This is a genomic window from Kosakonia beeri (assembly GCF_054165705.1).
On sequence record NZ_CM135106.1, the window covers coordinates 1175841 to 1194923 of the forward strand.

Genomic DNA, 19083 nt, shown 5'->3' on the forward strand with positions numbered 1-19083 from the left:
CCATGTTTGATAATTTAACCGATCGTTTGTCGCGCACCCTGCGCAATATCAGTGGCCGTGGGCGCCTCACTGAAGACAACATCAAAGATACCCTGCGCGAAGTGCGCATGGCCCTGCTGGAAGCCGATGTCGCGCTGCCAGTAGTGCGTGATTTTATCAACCGCGTGAAAGAAAAAGCGGTTGGCCATGAAGTTAACAAGAGCCTGACCCCGGGACAGGAATTCGTCAAAATCGTACGTAACGAACTGGTTGCGGCGATGGGCGAAGAGAACCAGAGTCTGAACCTTGCCGCACAACCGCCAGCGGTGGTGCTGATGGCAGGTTTGCAGGGGGCAGGTAAAACCACCAGCGTCGGTAAGCTCGGTAAATTCCTGCGCGAAAAGCACAAGAAAAAAGTGATGGTGGTTTCTGCGGACGTGTATCGCCCGGCGGCGATTAAACAGCTGGAAACGTTGGCGCAGCAGGTTGGCGTGGAGTTCTTCCCGTCTGACGTGGCGCAGAAACCGGTTGATATTGTTAATGCCGCGCTGAAAGAAGCAAAACTGAAATTCTTCGACGTGTTGCTGGTGGATACCGCCGGTCGTTTGCACGTTGATGAAGCGATGATGGATGAGATCAAACAGGTTCACGCGGCGATTAAGCCAGTGGAAACGCTGTTTGTGGTCGACGCCATGACCGGTCAGGATGCGGCAAATACGGCGAAAGCATTTAATGAAGCACTGCCGCTGACGGGGGTCGTTCTGACCAAAGTTGACGGTGATGCGCGTGGCGGTGCGGCATTGTCCATCCGCCATATTACCGGCAAACCGATTAAGTTCCTCGGCGTTGGCGAGAAAACCGAAGCGCTGGAACCCTTCCATCCGGATCGTATTGCGTCCCGTATTCTCGGCATGGGCGATGTGCTGTCGCTGATCGAAGATATCGAGAGCAAAGTTGACCGCGCGCAAGCCGAGAAACTGGCGAACAAACTGAAGAAAGGCGACGGTTTCGATCTGACCGACTTCCTTGAGCAACTGCGCCAGATGAAAAATATGGGTGGGATGGCCAGCCTGATGGGTAAATTGCCTGGCATGGGGCAAATCCCGGACAATGTTAAAGCGCAAATGGACGATAAAGTGCTGGTGCGCATGGAAGCCATCATCAATTCCATGACGCTAAAAGAGCGCGCCAACCCGGACATTATTAAAGGCTCCCGTAAACGCCGTATTGCTGCCGGTAGCGGTATGCAGGTACAGGATGTGAACCGTCTGCTTAAACAATTCGACGACATGCAGCGCATGATGAAGAAGATGAAGAAAGGCGGGATGGCGAAAATGATGCGCGGGATGAAAGGGATGATGCCGCCCGGCTTCCCTGGCCGATAATACGCGGCCTGGCTAATTGGCCATTTTGGCTCCGGGGTATGTTCGCCATCCTCATGTACAGTGCGTACGCACGAGTGATTGCGTGTATGTCGGCATCAAGATGGCTGTAACGCCAATGGCCTCATGCCCCACAGTTTCGTAACTGTCGATTGCTTTTTAGCAAAAAATGAGTAAAATTTTCGGGCTTTTAATATGACACCGGGCTCCGTTCCTCGATGGGGCCTGGTGTTTTATTCACACAAGAGGATGTTATGGTAACTATTCGTTTAGCACGTCACGGCGCTAAAAAGCGTCCGTTCTACCAGGTTGTTGTCACCGACAGCCGTAATGCACGCAACGGTCGCTTCATTGAGCGCGTTGGTTTCTTCAACCCGATCGCTTCCGAGAAAGAAGAAGGCACTCGCCTGGATCTGGATCGTATTCAGCACTGGGTTGGCCAGGGCGCTACCGTTTCTGATCGCGTTTCCGCGCTGATCAAAGAAGCACAGAAAGCAGCTTAATCTGTCACGGTGGTCATGATGAGCAAGCAACAAGCCGCATCGGTCCCCGTTGAGCCAATTATTGTTGGCAAACTGGGTTCTTCTTACGGAATTCGTGGTTGGCTCAGAGTGTTTTCCTCCACCGAAGACGCCGAAAGCATTTTTGACTATCAGCCCTGGTTTATCCAGAAGGCGGGTCAGTGGCAGAGCATTGAGCTGGAAAGCTGGCGCTACCACAATCAGGATATCGTCATCAAACTGAAAGGTGTTGACGATCGCGATGCCGCGAATCTTCTGACGAATTGCGAAATTCTCGTGGATTCCTCGCAGTTGCCGGAACTGGAAGAGGGTGACTACTACTGGAAAGACCTTATGGGCTGCCAGGTAGTGACTACAGAAGGTTACAGCCTCGGTAAAGTCGTCGATATGATGGAAACCGGGTCGAATGACGTGCTCGTCATTAAGGCAAACCTGAAAGATGCATTTGGTATCAAGGAGCGGTTGGTTCCGTTCCTCGATGGGCAGGTTATCAAGAAAGTCGATCTCACTACTCAAACCATTGAAGTAGATTGGGATCCTGGTTTTTAAACCTCCGGATATACGGTAAAAGACGGCGCTATGTGGATTGGCATAATTAGCCTGTTTCCTGAAATGTTCCGCGCGATTACCGACTACGGGGTAACTGGCCGGGCAGTAAAAAATGGCCTGCTGAGCATCCAGAGCTGGAGTCCGCGTGACTTCGCTCATGACCGGCACCGTACCGTGGACGATCGTCCTTACGGCGGCGGACCGGGGATGTTAATGATGGTGAACCCTTTGCGGGACGCCATTCATGCAGCAAAAGCCGCGGCGGGCGAAGGCGCCAAAGTGATTTATCTGTCGCCTCAGGGGCGCAAGCTTGATCAAGCGGGCGTCAGCGAACTGGCTACCAATCAGAAACTGATTCTGGTGTGCGGTCGCTACGAAGGGATAGATGAGCGCGTAATTCAAACCGAGATTGACGAAGAATGGTCTATCGGCGATTACGTTCTCAGCGGTGGTGAGTTACCAGCAATGACGCTGATTGACTCGGTTTCCCGGTTTATTCCGGGCGTACTGGGGCATGAAGCATCGGCAACGGAAGATTCCTTTGCGGATGGGTTGCTGGACTGCCCACACTATACCCGACCTGAAGTGTTAGAAGGGATGGAAGTACCTGCAGTGTTACTGTCGGGGAACCATGCTGAGATACGTCGCTGGCGTTTGAAGCAGTCGCTGGGCCGCACCTGGCTTAGAAGACCTGAACTTCTGGAAAACCTGGCTCTGACTGAAGAGCAAGCAAGGTTGCTGGCGGAGTTCCAACGTGAACACGCACAACTGCAACAGAAACATGATGGGACGGCGTAAGCCCCCAATATCAGTTTACCCAGGATAAGAGATTAAATTATGAGCAACATTATTAAGCAACTTGAACAAGAGCAGATGAAGCAGGACGTACCTTCCTTCCGTCCGGGCGATACCGTGGAAGTGAAAGTATGGGTTGTTGAAGGTTCCAAAAAACGTCTGCAGGCATTCGAGGGCGTGGTTATCGCTATTCGTAACCGCGGTCTGCACTCTGCATTCACTGTTCGTAAAATTTCCAACGGCGAAGGCGTTGAGCGTGTCTTCCAGACTCACTCTCCGGTAGTTGACAGCATTGCTGTTAAACGTCGTGGTGCTGTTCGTAAAGCTAAACTGTACTACCTGCGTGAGCGTACTGGTAAGTCTGCTCGTATTAAAGAGCGTCTTAACTAAGGATCGCTTTCGCGACATCCTAAAAGTTAGTGTAAAACAAGGGGTTGGCGTAATGCCAGCCCCTTTTTTATCCCTGCATGAACACCACCTCCTATGGAGGTGGTCAGCAATAAGTTGGCTCTGCCAGTAATGCTACTCATGGGAAAATCCGAATCTGTTATCCCCATAACTGATAAGGATTTAACCATGAGTAGATTCCAGAAAGCATCTCATGTGCTCTGGTGTTGTCAATATCATATCGTATGGACACCCAAGTACCGATTTCGCATCCTCAGGAACAATGTTGGTAAAGAGGTCTATAAGCAGATAAGGATCTCAAGTGAGCAGCTCGGGATAGAAATAGTGGAGCTGAATGTCCAGATAGACCATGTCCATTTGCTGGTAAAAGTGCCTCCACGGCTTTCGATTTCGCATGTAATAGGCCACTTAAAGGGTAAAACAGCCCTTCTATTGTTCAGTAAATTTCCCTACTTGCGTAAGAACAAGCTGTGGGGGAATCGTTTTTGGGCAAGAGGTTATTGTGTCGATACCGTAGGTATAAACGAAGAAATGATAAGAAAGTACGTGAAGTATCAGGAAAAACATGAAGTTGAAGAGAGCCAGCTTCCACTGAAAGAAGTGTGATGGGAAGGCTCTCTGAGTCTGGACTTAGTGCGCCCCTATGGGGCGAAATCAATGCCACCTGCTATGCAGGTGGTTTTTTACGGGCGATGGCGGCAGAAGTTGCATAACCCTGCAATTCAATGCACAAAGACAAGCGCAATGCGTTGCCATGCAACCACCCAGCCCCAGGAACGATGCGTGAATGGAAAAGCGTCTTAACTACTTTTTGTCGTCTTCTCCGGGGGCGCTAACTGCTTTTCTTTTCGTGTGCATAAATAAATTAACCTTCTGGTGATGATTAATTTACAATGCCGCTTCTACCCGGAGGAGAAGTGGTGAAGAACGTTTTTCATCAATATGCAGTTAAACAGCAGGCCACCTGGCTGGCGCTGTTTGCGATCCTGTTGATCCTCATTGCCCCGCTGATTTCCGTCTCGCTGCAACACGATCCGATGAGTGCCATGCCGGGCATGCACCATCAGATGACAATGCCTGAGTACCATGAGATGAACCACCGACAAATGGCAAATCATGACATGCCGGTGCAGACCCTCCCGCTGGATCATGCTGAAGCCTGTGGCTACTGCGTCCTGCTGGCGCATGTTCCTGGATTCATCTTCTTTATTGCTTTGTTGCTGATCGGGCGTGTATTGCGCCAGCGCATTGCCCCTGTACGGCAGACAGCAAAACTCTGGCACTTTTTTCCCTGGCTTTATCCGGATACCCGCGCGCCGCCGTCTTTCTGCTTTTCCCACGCATAAAAACCTGTTCGTACGCCCTGGCGTAACGGCTACCTTTTACTATTTCTGAGGAAAAGTATGATGACCTCTACCCCGCGCGCAGCGTGGCTTAACGGGCTACGACGCCTGCATTTTTATATTGGTCTGTTCGTCGGACCGTTTATCTTTATCGCCGCCCTGACGGGGACCTTATATGTAGCGACGCCGCAACTTGAAAATGCGCTCTATCAACAGGCGCTTTACGGTGTTCAATCAGGCGAACGACAGCCGCTGGCGGCGCAGATCGCGGTTGCCCGGCAGATCACTGGAGGACAATTACGTCTGCATGCGGTGCGGCCTGGTCTGGCGGGCAATGAGACGACACGGGTGATGTTTGCCGACCCGCAACTGGGCGTGTCGGAAAACCGCGCTATTTTTATCGATCCGGTCACGTTACAGATCAAAGGGGATATGGCTGTGTATGGCACCAGCGGCATCCTGCCGTTACGTCAGTGGATTGACTATCTTCATCGCTCGTTATTACTGGGTGACACCGGCCGTCTTTACAGCGAACTGGCCGCATCCTGGATGTGGGTAGCCGCGATCGGCGGCATTGCGCTGTGGTTTTTCACCCGTCCCAAACGGCGTATTAAAAATCGGGTACAGCGTCATCGACGCTGGCATGTCGCGCTCGGCTGGTGCCTGCTGGCGGGGATGTTGCTCTTTTCCTCGACCGGGCTCACCTGGTCGCAATGGGCTGGTGGCAACGTTGACCGGCTGCGCGCCGCTTTTGGCTGGATGACGCCACAAGTCAATACGCAGCTTAGCGGTGCAGCAACGAACCCTGACCCCCATGCTGAACATCATATGCACCATGAAATGATGGCGATGCCGGAGACGGCGCCACAAGACAGGCAGTTTGATGAAGTATTAAAAAGTGCGCAGCAGGCCGGGCTTTCCGCCAGTAAACTGGAGATCCGCCCGCCACGTCACGTTGACCAGGCATGGACTGTCAGTGAAATCGATCGCAGTTGGCCTACCCAGGTCGATGCTGTTGCGATTGACGGCAATACCATGCGGGTTGTCGATCACACGCATTTTGCTGATTTTCCGTTGATGGCAAAACTGACACGCTGGGGCGTCGATTTGCATATGGGGGTGCTGTTTGGCTTGCCGAATCAGCTGTTATTGATCGCGTTCGGCTGTGCATTGTGCGTCATGATCATTGTGGGTTACCGCCTGTGGTGGATCCGCCGCCCGGCAAGCGCAGCTGTAAACCCGGCGGCAACCTTGCTGCACTGCTGGTTGAGTTTAAGCACGCCAGGTCGCGCGTTAACCTTTGCTGTCGCGCTGCTGTTAGGGTTAGCGATGCCTGTGATGGGAACCAGTCTTCTGCTGTTTATACTGATTGATACCGCACGCTGGAAACTTCACAGCCGGCGTATGCAATGGACGCCGACGTAATCCCCGGTTGGCGCGAAACTCCGCGCCAGCTATTAAAGGTGTAATTTTATCTTTACGGATAGTATCAACATAAATGCGCTTAAAGCCGGCAATGTAAAGTAATATGTACGAAAAGTGGATTGAAATCTTTACCTGTTGTGGTATGGTTACGTCATTCCCGGCCAGGGAGCACCTATCGCAAACGAGTTACACAGGATCGCCATCATGCAAAAAGACGCGCTGAACAACGTACATATCACCGACGAACAAGTCCTCATCACGCCGGATCAATTAAAAGCTGCATTTCCACTGACGGCTGAACAAGAAGCGCAAATTGCGCTATCTCGTCAGACTATTTCCAACATCATTGCCGGGCGCGACCCGCGTTTGCTGGTGGTCTGCGGGCCTTGCTCCATCCACGATCCTGAAGCAGCAATTGAATATGCCCGTCGATTTAAAGCGCTAGCCGCAGAGGTCAGCGATAGCCTCTACCTGGTGATGCGCGTCTATTTTGAAAAACCCCGTACCACGGTTGGCTGGAAGGGGCTGATTAACGATCCGCACATGGATGGCTCGTTTGATGTAGAAGCCGGCCTGAAGATTGCTCGCCGGCTGCTGGTAGAGCTTGTCAGCATGGGGTTGCCGCTGGCGACCGAAGCCTTGGATCCCAACAGCCCGCAGTTCCTCGGCGACCTGTTCAGCTGGTCAGCCATTGGCGCGCGGACTACTGAATCCCAGACTCACCGCGAAATGGCGTCTGGCTTGTCTATGCCGGTTGGCTTTAAAAATGGCACCGACGGCAGCCTGGCGACCGCCATCAACGCGATGCGCGCTGCCGCCATGCCGCACCGCTTTGTTGGCATTAACCAGGCAGGTCAGGTTTGCCTGCTGCAAACCCAGGGTAACCCGGACGGGCATGTGATCCTGCGTGGCGGCAAAGCGCCAAATTACAGCCCGGCGGATGTCGCGCAGTGTGAAAAAGAGATGTCTCAGGCGGGACTGACACCGTCGCTGATGGTAGATTGCAGTCATGGTAATTCCAATAAAGATTACCGTCGCCAGCCTGCCGTTGCCGAATCTGTCGTGGCACAGATCAAAGATGGCAACCGCTCGATTACCGGTCTGATGATTGAAAGCAACATCCATGAAGGCAATCAATCTTCTGAACAACCGCGCAGCGCAATGAAGTACGGCGTTTCTGTCACTGATGCGTGCATCAGTTGGGAAACAACAGAAGCGCTGCTGCGTGAGATCGATAAAGATCTGCGCAACAGTCTGGCGACGCGTTTTGCTTAAGAGGGTGTTATGGTTGCTGAACTGACCGCACTGCGCGATCAAATTGATGAAGTGGATAAGGCGCTGCTGGGGTTACTGGCGCGCCGCCTGGAGCTGGTGGCAGAAGTCGGTGAAGTCAAAAGTAAGTATGGCTTGCCGATTTATGTCCCGGAGCGCGAAGCGACGATGTTGGCTTCGCGGCGTAAAGAGGCGGAGTTACTCGGTGTGCCGCCCGATTTGATTGAAGATGTGTTGCGCCGCGTCATGCGGGAATCCTATTCAAGCGAAAACGACAAAGGGTTCAAAACGCTTTGTCCTGAGCTACGCCCGGTAGTGATCGTCGGCGGCGGGGGGCAAATGGGGCAGTTATTCGCCAAAATGCTCACGCTTTCCGGCTATCAGGTGCGCATTCTTGAAAAAGAAGATTGGGCGCAAGCAGAGGCGCTGGTTGCCGATGCAGGTATGGTAATAGTCAGTGTACCGATCCACATTACAGAACACGTGATCGCCAAACTGCCAACGCTGCCGGGCGACTGTATCCTGGTTGATCTTGCGTCGGTAAAAAGTGGCCCGTTACAGGCCATGCTTGCAGCGCATCAAGGGCCTGTGCTGGGGCTGCACCCCATGTTCGGCCCGGACAGCGGCAGTCTTGCCAAACAAGTCGTGGTCTGGTGCGACGGGCGTCAACCGGAAGCGTACCAGTGGTTTCTGGAGCAAATTCAGGTATGGGGCGCACGTTTGCACCGTATCAGCGCTGTAGAGCACGATCAGAATATGGCCTTTATTCAAGCGCTGCGGCATTTCGCCACGTTTGCCTATGGGCTGCATCTGGCGGAGGAAAATGTTCAGCTTGAGCAGTTGCTGGCGCTCTCATCGCCGATCTACCGTCTCGAACTGGCCATGGTTGGGCGTCTTTTCGCGCAGGATCCACAGCTTTACGCCGACATTATCATGTCTTCGTCCAGTAACCTGGCGCTGATTAAACGCTACTATCAACGCTTTGGCGAGGCGATTGGCCTGCTGGAGCAGGGCGATAAACAGGCATTTATCGACAGCTTCCGCAAAGTGGAGCACTGGTTTGGCGATTATGCCCAGCGCTTCCAGAGCGAAAGTCGTATTCTGCTACGCCAGGCGAACGACAGCCGCCAGTAATCTGAAAGCCGTTTATACTGAAAAGCCAGTGGGGTACCGCTGGCTTTTTTCTTTATAAAGGATGCGCAATGGCAAAGCTGCAAACATTGTTTGACTACACTGGCCACTTACCGGAATGTCCTACCTGGAGCGCAACGGAAAACGCGCTTTACTGGGCTGATATTCTAGAAGGTGAGATCCATCGCTATCATCTGCCAACAGGGGAACATTCCATCCTCTCATTTCCGGAAGAGGTCGGGTGCTTTGCCTTGCGAGAGAAAGGCGGCTTTATTGTCGCGCTGCGCTATGCCATTTGGCTGACGGACAAGCGCGGCCTGCTGCGGCAAAAAGTGTGCGACAACCCATCAAATCCCCAACTGGCGCGCTTTAATGATGGCGGCACCGATCATCAGGGGCGTTTTTATGCCGGGACATTCTGGGGGCCAGGCGATTACAACGGCGCATTGTTGCTGCGCATTGATAATGATTTAACGCCAAAAGTGGTGCAGTGCGATATTCATGGCGCGAATGGGCTTGCGTTTAGCCCGGATAAACAATGGATGTTCACCTCTGATACCCCGAACGGCATTATTTACCGCACGCCGCTGGACGAGCAGGGGGAACCGGGCAAGCGTGAACTCTTCCGTCAATTTAAGGCAGGTGAAGGCATTCCGGACGGGGCTGCTTTTGATGTTGAGGGCTGTTACTGGACTGCAATGTTTGATGGCTGGCGTATCGCCCGTTTTTCCCCGCAGGGAAAACAACTGGAAGAGTATGTGTTGCCGGTACGCTGCCCGACAATGGTCTGCTTTGGCGGTGACGATATGAAAACGTTGTTTATTACTACCACCCGGGAAAATATGGATACCGAAGAAGTGGCGCAATATCCGCTTTCCGGCGCGATCTTCACCCTGCCTGTTGCGGTGGCAGGAATGAAGAAATCGCTGTTCAGAGAGCGTTAAGCTGGCCCGACCGGGACAACGTTCTCGCTCGGGTAACAGCCGAGAACTTTCAGGTAGCGTGTGATATCGGTCAACTCGCGCAGGGCTTTTTGCATCTCTTCAGATTGAAGATTGGCCTGCACATCCAGATAAAACATCTCTTCCCACGGGTTACCGTTAATCGGGCGGGACTCCAGTTTCGTCATGATCACATTGTGCTTACGTAGCACCAGTAAGGCCTCAACGAGTGCGCCAGCCTGCTGGCCGGTTGCCATCAGCAGCGTGGTTTTTGCCGGCACTTGCTCAGACACATCAATCGCTTTGCGGGCCAGTACGACAAAACGGGTGATATTCTGCGTCTGGTTGGCCAGATTACGCTCCAGCACCTGCAATCCATACAGCGCCCCCCCGGCTTCATTACCCAGCGCCGCGACATCAGGGGAGTTAGCCTGAGCGACTTTTTCCATCGCTGCGGAGGTGCTTTCGCAATATTCAATTTTCCAGTGTGGGTAGCGATTCAGGAACTGGCTGCACTGCTGGAAGGGCTGCGGATGGCTATACACCGTTTTGATTTTCTCCAGATCGGTCGAACCCGAAACCAGCACGCAATGGTCGATTGGCACCGTCAGTTCTCCGACAATCGACAGGCTGGTGTGCTGCAGCAAATCGTAAACGTCATTAATAGCCCCGGAGCTGGTGTTTTCCAGCGGTACGACGGCGTAATCCGCCTGGCCGGTTTCGACCTGATTAAAAATATCGCTGAACTTCAGGCAGCCGCTCTCAATAAACTCTTCAAAATGCCGTGCAGCATACTGACGAGCCGCCAGATGCGAGTAAGAGCCTTTGGGGCCGAGAAAGGCGATGCGTGCGGAGTGAGGATTGATTTTATTGAGATGCTGCTGCAGCAGGGCTTGTTGTGTCAGGACTGAATCTTCAATGATCAGCTGGAAGAGCCGGGTGATGTAGTGCGCGTCGAGATGCTGTGCTTTACCGAGCTGAATCAACCGCTCTAACAAATCGCGTTCACGATCGATATCGCGCACCGGGCGGTGAGACTTAAGTTTGGCTTTACCGACTTCCACAGAGAGTAGCCGTCGCTTTGACAGAAGCGTCAGTAACTGTTCATCCAGCGCGCTGATTTTTACGCGTAAATCCAGTAAGGGGTTTTCAGCCGTCATGTTGTTGCCTTTAATTGTTATCAATAAAAAAGGCCTCCCGGTGTGGGAGGCCTTATTGTTCGTCTTCGCATTCTTTATCACAAAACGAATCGCCTCCCGGGGTTGGGGAAGGTAAAAAAGAATGCGAAGAAAAACGGAACACGTTTCATGCAATTTTCCTGTGGGCGACCAAAGTACAGTACCTGCACTGTTTTCTTTCTGTCAATAAAAAACGCGCCCGTAGGCGCGTTGGACATGGACTCAATGTAGAGATTACTCTTCTTCTTCCACGAAGCTTGGGTCTTTCACCGAGGTTGCGGCGCGACGAGCTTCGCCTTTGTGCTGCACTTTATTGAGCTGCCGTTCCAGCTTGTTAATCAAATCGTTAATGGCGGTATACATATCTTCGTGTTTCGCGCTGGCGACCAGATGCCCGTTAGGCGTGTTAATTGTCGCATCGGCGATAAAGCCCTGGGGCTCTTTAGACAGAATGATATGAGGGTTAATAAGGTGAGTTTGCCATTTATCAAGTTTGGCGAGACGGTCTGCGACATGCTGGCGAATTGCCGGCGTAATTTCCATTTGTTTACTGGTAATGTTCATTGTCATAAATTTTACCTCTCGTCTTTCCGTCTTGGTGATTTCAGCATACCGCGGTGAATGTCAAATTGTGTGATTTGAATCACATTATTTTGTCACTTTTTGTCAAAGGAAAGGTTTTGTGAGGCAGGACAGGAAGAGAGCAAATATACCTTGTCGAAGTCTGAAATAGTCGTCATAGTTGATAGGATGGCTTGAGGCTAAACCGCTTCAGCCATCCGTGAATCCGAATAAAAAAACGGCAGCCCGAAGGCTGCCGTTTTGCATTTCGGGTGCCGAAGATTAACTGTTGCCACCGTTTGCAGCGATGATTTTGGCAACTTTGTCGGCTTGCGCGTTCATCTGCATTTCACGGTATGCGTTTTCCATTAATGGCAGCGCATCGTGGGTTGCTTTTGTATCCGGGAAATCACGCAGCATGCCTTCTACGCGGTTGACGACCGCCACCCAGGCTCCACGCGCCGTGTAATACTCCGCCACGGAGTACTCATATTTCGCCAGGCGATCTTTGAGGAACACCAGACGTTTGGTCGCATCCGACACGTACTGGCTGTGCGGGTAGCCGCGTACCAGTTTGGAGAAGTCGTTGAATGCATCGCGCGCATGTTGCGGGTCGCGATCGCTACGATCTACACCGAAGAAGCCCTGCAATGCACTGTCATCCAACGCCATGTTGGTCAGGCCGCGCATATACATGACGTAATCGATATTCGGATGTGTCGGATTCAGGCGAATGAAACGGTCAATCGCCGCCTGAGCCAGCGGAAGATCAGCGTTTTTGTAATAAGCGTAAATCAGATCCAGTTGCACTTGCTGAGAATAAGGACCAAACGGATAACGATTATCCAGTGCTTCCAGTTGCGTTATTGCCGCCTTCCAGTTACCGTCTTGCAGTTTTTGCTGGGCAGTCGCGTAGATTTCATTTGGTGGATTATCAGGCACCACTTCCTTTGAACCGGAGCAACCCGCCAAAGCCAGACTCAACGTGGCGGCTGCCACCAGATATTTCATGCGCGTCATGACGTTTAGACTTTCCTCAGAATGTTATTGCGGGAGATTCTTTGTTCCTGCTCCCGACTAAGACCAGCTACAATAGCACACTATATTAAACGGCGAAGCCGTAAAACCCAACGTTAACGAAGAAGCTGTATATGGCACAACGAGTACAACTCACCGCAACGGTATCCGAGAATCAACTCGGTCAACGCTTAGATCAGGCTTTGGCCGAATTGTTCCCTGATTATTCACGTTCGCGCATAAAAGAATGGATCCTCGATCGGCGAGTGCTGCTAAATGGCAGCGTCAGCGATAAACCGAAAGAGAAAGTGTTGGGTGGAGAAAGCATCACTATCGATGCTGAAATCGAAGAAGAAGCCCGTTTTGAACCGCAAGATATCCCGCTGAATATTGTTTATGAAGATGACGACATTATCGTTATCAATAAGCCGCGCGACCTGGTTGTGCATCCGGGCGCGGGAAATCCTGACGGTACGGTGCTGAACGCGCTTCTTCATTATTATCCGCCTATCGTGGATGTTCCGCGTGCTGGCATTGTGCACCGTCTGGATAAAGACACCACCGGCCTGATGGTGGTCGCAAAAACGGTTCCGGCGCAGACGCGTCTGGTGGAGTCCTTGCAGCTGCGTGAAATCACACGCGAATATGAAGCCGTGGCTATCGGTCATATGACTGCGGGCGGCACGGTTGAAGAGCCGATCAGTCGTCATCCGACCAAACGTACTCACATGTCTGTCCATCCGATGGGTAAACCGGCGGTTACGCATTACCGCATTATGGAACACTTCCGCGTGCATACTCGCCTGCGTTTACGCCTCGAAACTGGGCGTACTCACCAGATCCGTGTGCATATGTCACATATTACGCATCCGTTGGTTGGCGATCAGTTGTACGGTGGCCGCCCGCGCCCGCCAAAAGGCGCATCGGAAGAGTTTATTGATGCACTACGCAAGTTTGATCGTCAGGCCCTGCACGCCACCATGTTGCGTCTCTACCACCCGATCAGCGGCATTGAGATGGAATGGCATGCGCCCATCCCACAGGATATGGTCGATCTGATTGCTGCAATGCGTGCTGATTACGAATTGCATAAAGACGATATAGCCTGGTTATGACCAAACTGATCTTCCCGCAGTGGCCGCAGCCGCAAGGAGTGGCGTCCTGTAGTTCGACACGGACAGGCGGCATTAGCTTATCGCCTTACGACTCCCTCAACCTGGGGGCGCATTGTGGCGATGAGCTGGCGCATGTAGAAGAAAACCGCAGGCGCCTGTTTGCTGCGGGTGGTTTGCCAACGAAGCCCGTATGGCTGGAGCAGGTGCACGGTACCGATGTGCTGAAACTCAGCGTTGAACCGTATGCGACGAAACGGGCTGATGCTTCATACAGTATTACGCCGGGTACTGTTTGTGCGGTCATGACTGCTGACTGCCTGCCGGTGCTGTTCTGTAATCGCCAGGGCACCGAAGTCGCCGCAGCGCATGCGGGGTGGCGTGGCTTATGTGCAGGGGTCCTTGAAGAGACGGTTGCTTGTTTTGCCGATAAGCCTGAAAACCTTATGGCGTGGTTGGGGCCAGCTATTGGGCCCCAGGCCTTTGAGGTTGGCCCGGAAGTGCGGGAAGCCTTTATGGCTCATGATCCCCAGGCCGATTCGGCATTTCGCCCGGTTGGCGAGAAGTATTTTGCCAATATTTACCAACTTGCACGACAGCGCCTGGCGAAGGTTGGGGTCGGGCAGGTGTACGGCGGCGATCGCTGCACCTATACGCAGGCAGATGATTTTTTCTCATATCGGCGGGACAAGATCACCGGGCGTATGGCAAGTTTCATTTGGCTGATATAACCTAAAGAATCAAGACGATCCAGCACGCGTAGGTTTTCTTTCGCATAATTCAGGTCATTCACCTTGAATAATTGAGGGATGACCTCATTTAATCTCCAGTAGCAATTTTGACCTGTTATGGGAGGAGTTATGCGTCTGGATCGTCTTACTAATAAATTCCAGCTTGCTCTTGCCGATGCCCAGTCACTCGCACTGGGGCAAGACAACCAGTTTATCGAACCTCTTCATTTAATGAGCGCCTTGCTGAATCAGGAAGGGGGCTCGATTCAACCTTTATTAACCTCCGCCGGCGTTAACGCTGGTCAGCTACGCACAGCCATTGAACAGGCGTTGAGCCGTTTACCGCAAGTGGAAGGTACGGGCGGTGATGTGCAGCCTTCTCAGGACCTGGTGCGGGTGCTTAATCTTTGCGACAAGCTGGCACAAAAGCGGGGCGACAATTTTATTTCGTCAGAACTCTTTGTTCTGGCAGCGCTGGAATCACGCGGCACGCTGACCGATTTGTTGAAATCGGCTGGCGCGACAACCGCCAACGTGACCCAGGCTATCGATCATATGCGTGGGGGAGAAAACGTGAACGATCAAGGGGCCGAAGACCAACGTCAGGCCTTGAAAAAATTCACCGTTGATCTGACCGAGCGCGCCGAACAGGGCAAGCTCGATCCGGTCATCGGCCGTGATGATGAGATCCGCCGTACTATTCAGGTTTTGCAGCGCCGAACCAAAAATAACCCGGTATTAATTGGTGAGCCGGGTGTAGGTAAAACCGCCATTGTTGAAGGACTGGCGCAACGTATTGTGAACGGTGAAGTACCGGAAGGGCTGAAGGGGCGTCGTGTCCTGTCACTGGACATGGGGGCGCTGGTGGCCGGGGCTAAGTACCGCGGCGAGTTTGAAGAGCGCTTAAAAGGTGTGCTGAATGATCTGGCGAAACAGGAGGGCAATGTCATCCTGTTTATCGACGAATTGCATACCATGGTAGGGGCTGGTAAAGCCGATGGCGCGATGGATGCCGGCAATATGCTGAAACCTGCGCTGGCGCGTGGCGAACTGCATTGCGTGGGAGCGACGACGCTGGATGAGTACCGTCAATATATTGAAAAAGATGCTGCGCTTGAACGGCGTTTCCAGAAAGTGCTGGTTGCTGAACCAACGGTAGAAGACACCATTGCTATTTTGCGTGGCCTGAAAGAGCGCTATGAATTGCACCATCATGTGCAGATCACTGACCCGGCAATCGTGGCGGCAGCAACGCTCTCGCACCGGTATATTGCCGATCGTCAACTACCAGATAAAGCCATCGACCTGATTGATGAAGCCGCGTCCAGCATCCGGATGCAAATTGACTCGAAACCGGAAGAGCTTGATCGTCTCGACCGCCGCATCATTCAGCTCAAGCTGGAACAGCGGGCGCTGATGAAAGAGTCAGATGAAGCCAGTATCAAACGGCTCGAAATGTTGAATGAAGAACTGGAAGATAAAGAGCGCCAGTATTCGACTTTAGAAGAAGAGTGGAAAGCGGAGAAAGCCTCTCTCTCCGGCACCCAGACCATTAAATCGGAACTGGAACAGGCGAAAATCGCTATGGAACAGGCGCGGCGTAATGGCGATCTGGGGCGGATGTCTGAGTTGCAATACGGGAAGATCCCTGAGCTGGAAAAACAACTTGCCGCCGCCACACAGTCAGAAGGCAAAACCATGCGGTTGCTGCGTAACCGCGTTACGGACGTGGAGATTGCCGATGTGCTGGCGCGCTGGACCGGTATCCCGGTAGCGCGAATGATGGAAGGCGAGCGCGAAAAATTGCTGCGTATGGAGCATGATTTGCATCATCGCGTCATTGGTCAGGATGAAGCAGTCGATGCGGTTTCCAATGCGATCCGCCGTAGCCGCGCCGGATTGTCAGATCCGAATCGCCCAATCGGTTCTTTCCTGTTTCTAGGGCCAACCGGGGTCGGGAAGACGGAGCTGTGTAAATCGCTGGCGAACTTTATGTTTGATAGCGACGATGCAATGGTACGTATCGACATGTCCGAGTTTATGGAAAAACATTCTGTTTCGCGGCTGGTGGGGGCGCCTCCGGGATATGTCGGCTATGAAGAAGGCGGTTATCTGACTGAAGCGGTTCGTCGCCGTCCTTATTCCGTCATCCTGTTAGATGAAGTGGAAAAAGCGCATCCGGATGTGTTTAACATTCTGTTGCAGGTGCTGGATGATGGTCGTCTGACGGATGGGCAGGGCAGGACGGTCGACTTCCGTAATACGGTGGTCATTATGACTTCCAACCTGGGCTCGGATCTGATTCAGGAACGTTTTGGCGATCTGGATTACAGCCATATGAAAGAGTTGGTGCTGGGGGTAGTCAGCCAGAACTTCCGTCCGGAATTCGTTAACCGTATTGATGAAGTTGTGGTTTTCCACCCTCTGGCTGAAAAACACATTGCTTCTATTGCACAGATCCAACTGCAGCGTTTGTACAAACGTCTGGAAGAGCGTGGCTACTCGGTGACTATCTCCGACGAGGCATTAAAGCTGCTTAGTGAGAACGGTTACGATCCCGTGTATGGTGCTCGGCCACTCAAACGTGCTATCCAACAGCAAATTGAAAACCCGCTGGCGCAGCAAATCCTTTCCGGCGAGCTGGTACCGGGCAAAACGGTCCAGCTGGTGGTGAAAGATGAGCGAATAGTTGCGGTGCAGTAAGTCACAAAGAGAAGAAAACGGGCCCTCCGGGGCTCGTTTTGTTTAAAAACTAGGCAGGAATTTGCTTTTTGACGGTGTTTTGCCTGGAAAGTGAACGAACGGTAACTTTTTTCAAATTAAGGGTTGTCAGCCGGAATTAACTCCCTATAATGCGCCTCCACTGACACGGCACAACGGCAAACACACCGGCCTGTCAGGTGAAGAAATCTGAAAATATTCAGTTGACTTCACAGCGGGAAAGCGTAATATGCACACCCCGCGCCGCAGCGAAAACACAGCGGCACTGCTCTTTAACAATTTATCAGACAATCTGTGTGGGCACTCAAAGTGACATGGATTCTTAACGTCTCCGGACGCTAAATGAATACCAAGTCTCACGAGTGAACACGTAATTCATTACGAAGTTTAATTCGATGAGCATCAAACTTTTAAATTGAAGAGTTTGATCATGGCTCAGATTGAACGCTGGCGGCAGGCCTAACACATGCAAGTCGAACGGTAGCACAGAGAGCTTGCTCTCGGGTGACGAGTGGCGGACGGGTGAGTAATGTCTGGGAAACTGCCTGATGGAGGGGGATAACTACTGGAAACGGTAGCTAATACCGCATAACGTCGCAAGACCAAAGAGGGGGACCTTCGGGCCTCTTGCCATCAGATGTGCCCAGATGGGATTAGCTAGTAGGTGGGGTAACGGCTCACCTAGGCGACGATCCCTAGCTGGTCTGAGAGGATGACCAGCCACACTGGAACTGAGACACGGTCCAGACTCCTACGGGAGGCAGCAGTGGGGAATATTGCACAATGGGCGCAAGCCTGATGCAGCCATGCCGCGTGTATGAAGAAGGCCTTCGGGTTGTAAAGTACTTTCAGCGGGGAGGAAGGGAGTAAGGTTAATAACCTTATTCATTGACGTTACCCGCAGAAGAAGCACCGGCTAACTCCGTGCCAGCAGCCGCGGTAATACGGAGGGTGCAAGCGTTAATCGGAATTACTGGGCGTAAAGCGCACGCAGGCGGTCTGTCAAGTCGGATGTGAAATCCCCGGGCTCAACCTGGGAACTGCATTCGAAACTGGCAGGCTAGAGTCTCGTAGAGGGAGGTAGAATTCCAGGTGTAGCGGTGAAATGCGTAGAGATCTGGAGGAATACCGGTGGCGAAGGCGGCCTCCTGGACGAAGACTGACGCTCAGGTGCGAAAGCGTGGGGAGCAAACAGGATTAGATACCCTGGTAGTCCACGCCGTAAACGATGTCGATTTGGAGGTTGTGCCCTTGAGGCGTGGCTTCCGGAGCTAACGCGTTAAATCGACCGCCTGGGGAGTACGGCCGCAAGGTTAAAACTCAAATGAATTGACGGGGGCCCGCACAAGCGGTGGAGCATGTGGTTTAATTCGATGCAACGCGAAGAACCTTACCTGGTCTTGACATCCACAGAACACTTCAGAGATGGAGTGGTGCCTTCGGGAACTGTGAGACAGGTGCTGCATGGCTGTCGTCAGCTCGTGTTGTGAAATGTTGGGTTAAGTCCCGCAACGAGCGCAACCCTTATCCTTTGTTGCCAGCGGTCCGGCCGGGAACTCAAAGGAGACTGCCAGTGATAAACTGGAGGAAGGTGGGGATGACGTCAAGTCATCATGGCCCTTACGACCAGGGCTACACACGTGCTACAATGGCGCATACAAAGAGAAGCGACCTCGCGAGAGCAAGCGGACCTCATAAAGTGCGTCGTAGTCCGGATTGGAGTCTGCAACTCGACTCCATGAAGTCGGAATCGCTAGTAATCGTAGATCAGAATGCTACGGTGAATACGTTCCCGGGCCTTGTACACACCGCCCGTCACACCATGGGAGTGGGTTGCAAAAGAAGTAGGTAGCTTAACCTTCGGGAGGGCGCTTACCACTTTGTGATTCATGACTGGGGTGAAGTCGTAACAAGGTAACCGTAGGGGAACCTGCGGTTGGATCACCTCCTTACCTTAAAGAACCTGCCTTTGTAGTGCTCACACAGATTGTCTGATGAAAAGTAAGAAGCAAGGCGT

18 protein-coding genes, 1 rRNA gene and 1 other annotated feature are annotated in these 19083 nt (G+C 52.5%); of the genes, 15 read left to right on the forward strand and 4 right to left on the reverse strand.

Annotated elements, in window-relative coordinates; genetic code table 11:
* The first annotated feature begins 2 nt into the window (after positions 1-2).
* The 11 genes from ffh to ACUY4S_RS05850 all read left to right on the forward strand — a co-directional run bounded on the left by ffh (position 3) and on the right by ACUY4S_RS05850 (position 9749).
* Positions 3-1364 (forward strand): signal recognition particle protein, encoded by a 1362-nt coding sequence (gene ffh, locus ACUY4S_RS05800; protein ID WP_312692643.1) that lies wholly within the window; start codon positions 3-5, stop codon positions 1362-1364.
* Positions 1365-1615: 251 nt separating this feature from the next.
* Positions 1616-1864, forward strand: a complete 249-nt coding sequence (rpsP, locus tag ACUY4S_RS05805; protein WP_007370708.1) for a 30S ribosomal protein S16 — start codon at positions 1616-1618, stop codon at positions 1862-1864.
* A gap of 18 nt (positions 1865-1882) precedes the next feature.
* Complete coding sequence (gene rimM / locus ACUY4S_RS05810) at positions 1883-2431, forward strand: ribosome maturation factor RimM (protein WP_312692739.1); 549 nt, start codon at positions 1883-1885, stop codon at positions 2429-2431.
* A gap of 30 nt (positions 2432-2461) precedes the next feature.
* Complete coding sequence (trmD, locus tag ACUY4S_RS05815) at positions 2462-3229, forward strand: tRNA (guanosine(37)-N1)-methyltransferase TrmD (protein ID WP_312692649.1); 768 nt, start codon at positions 2462-2464, stop codon at positions 3227-3229.
* Between the two features lie 39 nt (positions 3230-3268).
* Positions 3269-3616: a 50S ribosomal protein L19 gene (rplS, locus tag ACUY4S_RS05820; protein WP_002914145.1), complete on the forward strand. Its 348-nt coding sequence runs from the start codon at positions 3269-3271 to the stop codon at positions 3614-3616.
* A gap of 186 nt (positions 3617-3802) precedes the next feature.
* Positions 3803-4240, forward strand: coding sequence for an IS200/IS605 family transposase (gene tnpA, locus ACUY4S_RS05825; RefSeq protein ID WP_458023236.1), 438 nt, complete (start codon positions 3803-3805; stop codon positions 4238-4240).
* A 311-nt stretch (positions 4241-4551) separates the two neighbouring features.
* Positions 4552-4980, forward strand: a complete 429-nt coding sequence (locus ACUY4S_RS05830; RefSeq protein WP_458023229.1) for a DUF2946 domain-containing protein — start codon at positions 4552-4554, stop codon at positions 4978-4980.
* A 57-nt stretch (positions 4981-5037) separates the two neighbouring features.
* Entirely contained in the window at positions 5038-6402 is a 1365-nt protein-coding gene (locus ACUY4S_RS05835; RefSeq protein ID WP_458023230.1) for a PepSY-associated TM helix domain-containing protein, read from the forward strand.
* A gap of 204 nt (positions 6403-6606) precedes the next feature.
* Complete coding sequence (aroF, locus tag ACUY4S_RS05840) at positions 6607-7677, forward strand: 3-deoxy-7-phosphoheptulonate synthase AroF (RefSeq protein WP_458023231.1); 1071 nt, start codon at positions 6607-6609, stop codon at positions 7675-7677.
* 9 nt (positions 7678-7686) lie between these two features.
* Complete coding sequence (gene tyrA, locus ACUY4S_RS05845; protein WP_312692719.1) at positions 7687-8808, forward strand: bifunctional chorismate mutase/prephenate dehydrogenase; 1122 nt, start codon at positions 7687-7689, stop codon at positions 8806-8808.
* Between the two features lie 68 nt (positions 8809-8876).
* Positions 8877-9749, forward strand: a complete 873-nt coding sequence (locus ACUY4S_RS05850) for an SMP-30/gluconolactonase/LRE family protein (protein ID WP_458023232.1) — start codon at positions 8877-8879, stop codon at positions 9747-9749.
* Here the strand turns inward: ACUY4S_RS05850 and pheA are convergent.
* The 4 genes from pheA to bamD all read right to left on the reverse strand — a co-directional run bounded on the left by pheA (position 9746) and on the right by bamD (position 12505).
* Positions 9746-10906 carry a bifunctional chorismate mutase/prephenate dehydratase gene (gene pheA / locus ACUY4S_RS05855; protein WP_458023233.1) on the reverse strand — a complete coding sequence of 387 codons (1161 nt, stop codon included), beginning with the start codon at positions 10904-10906 and terminating at the stop codon, positions 9746-9748. The genes ACUY4S_RS05850 and pheA overlap by 4 nt on opposite strands.
* A gap of 23 nt (positions 10907-10929) precedes the next feature.
* Positions 10930-11056, reverse strand: a sequence feature (Phe leader region).
* A complete protein-coding gene (pheL, locus tag ACUY4S_RS05860) occupies positions 10984-11055 on the reverse strand; it encodes a pheA operon leader peptide PheL (protein WP_312692741.1) in 72 nt (23 codons plus the stop codon). It overlaps the preceding feature by 72 nt.
* A gap of 102 nt (positions 11057-11158) precedes the next feature.
* Positions 11159-11494, reverse strand: coding sequence for a ribosome-associated translation inhibitor RaiA (gene raiA, locus ACUY4S_RS05865; RefSeq protein ID WP_061493621.1), 336 nt, complete (start codon positions 11492-11494; stop codon positions 11159-11161).
* Between the two features lie 273 nt (positions 11495-11767).
* Positions 11768-12505, reverse strand: coding sequence for an outer membrane protein assembly factor BamD (gene bamD, locus ACUY4S_RS05870; RefSeq protein ID WP_312692728.1), 738 nt, complete (start codon positions 12503-12505; stop codon positions 11768-11770).
* A 131-nt stretch (positions 12506-12636) separates the two neighbouring features.
* Here bamD and rluD point away from each other — a divergent pair, with 131 nt between their 5' ends.
* From rluD to ACUY4S_RS05890, 4 genes are all read left to right on the forward strand, one after another.
* The gene (gene rluD / locus ACUY4S_RS05875; RefSeq protein ID WP_312692730.1) at positions 12637-13617 is read left to right on the forward strand and encodes a 23S rRNA pseudouridine(1911/1915/1917) synthase RluD; all 981 of its coding nucleotides are present in this window, start codon (positions 12637-12639) and stop codon (positions 13615-13617) included.
* Positions 13614-14345 (forward strand): purine nucleoside phosphorylase YfiH, encoded by a 732-nt coding sequence (gene yfiH, locus ACUY4S_RS05880; RefSeq protein WP_458023234.1) that lies wholly within the window; start codon positions 13614-13616, stop codon positions 14343-14345. The genes rluD and yfiH overlap by 4 nt, the downstream gene beginning before the upstream one ends.
* Before the next feature lie 129 nt (positions 14346-14474).
* The gene (clpB, locus tag ACUY4S_RS05885; protein ID WP_312692733.1) at positions 14475-17048 is read left to right on the forward strand and encodes an ATP-dependent chaperone ClpB; all 2574 of its coding nucleotides are present in this window, start codon (positions 14475-14477) and stop codon (positions 17046-17048) included.
* Positions 17049-17478: 430 nt separating this feature from the next.
* Positions 17479-19018: ribosomal RNA gene (locus tag ACUY4S_RS05890) — 16S ribosomal RNA — on the forward strand.
* Positions 19019-19083: the final 65 nt, after the last annotated feature.

Bases quoted from the DNA above. Each gene is read 5' to 3' on its own strand.
- ffh (WP_312692643.1), top strand. From the start codon at position 3: ATGTTTGATAATTTAACCGATCGTTTGTCGCGCACCCTGCGCAATATC.
- yfiH (WP_458023234.1), top strand. From the start codon at position 13,614: ATGACCAAACTGATCTTCCCGCAGTGGCCGCAGCCGCAAGGAGTGGCG.
- rplS (WP_002914145.1), top strand. From the start codon at position 3,269: ATGAGCAACATTATTAAGCAACTTGAACAAGAGCAGATGAAGCAGGAC.
- rimM (WP_312692739.1), top strand. From the start codon at position 1,883: ATGAGCAAGCAACAAGCCGCATCGGTCCCCGTTGAGCCAATTATTGTT.
- rluD (WP_312692730.1), top strand. From the start codon at position 12,637: ATGGCACAACGAGTACAACTCACCGCAACGGTATCCGAGAATCAACTC.
- ACUY4S_RS05835 (WP_458023230.1), top strand. From the start codon at position 5,038: ATGATGACCTCTACCCCGCGCGCAGCGTGGCTTAACGGGCTACGACGC.
- tnpA (WP_458023236.1), top strand. From the start codon at position 3,803: ATGAGTAGATTCCAGAAAGCATCTCATGTGCTCTGGTGTTGTCAATAT.
- clpB (WP_312692733.1), top strand. From the start codon at position 14,475: ATGCGTCTGGATCGTCTTACTAATAAATTCCAGCTTGCTCTTGCCGAT.
- raiA (WP_061493621.1), bottom strand. From the start codon at position 11,494: ATGACAATGAACATTACCAGTAAACAAATGGAAATTACGCCGGCAATT.
- pheA (WP_458023233.1), bottom strand. From the start codon at position 10,906: ATGACGGCTGAAAACCCCTTACTGGATTTACGCGTAAAAATCAGCGCG.
- trmD (WP_312692649.1), top strand. From the start codon at position 2,462: ATGTGGATTGGCATAATTAGCCTGTTTCCTGAAATGTTCCGCGCGATT.
- bamD (WP_312692728.1), bottom strand. From the start codon at position 12,505: ATGACGCGCATGAAATATCTGGTGGCAGCCGCCACGTTGAGTCTGGCT.
- ACUY4S_RS05850 (WP_458023232.1), top strand. From the start codon at position 8,877: ATGGCAAAGCTGCAAACATTGTTTGACTACACTGGCCACTTACCGGAA.
- aroF (WP_458023231.1), top strand. From the start codon at position 6,607: ATGCAAAAAGACGCGCTGAACAACGTACATATCACCGACGAACAAGTC.
- tyrA (WP_312692719.1), top strand. From the start codon at position 7,687: ATGGTTGCTGAACTGACCGCACTGCGCGATCAAATTGATGAAGTGGAT.
- rpsP (WP_007370708.1), top strand. From the start codon at position 1,616: ATGGTAACTATTCGTTTAGCACGTCACGGCGCTAAAAAGCGTCCGTTC.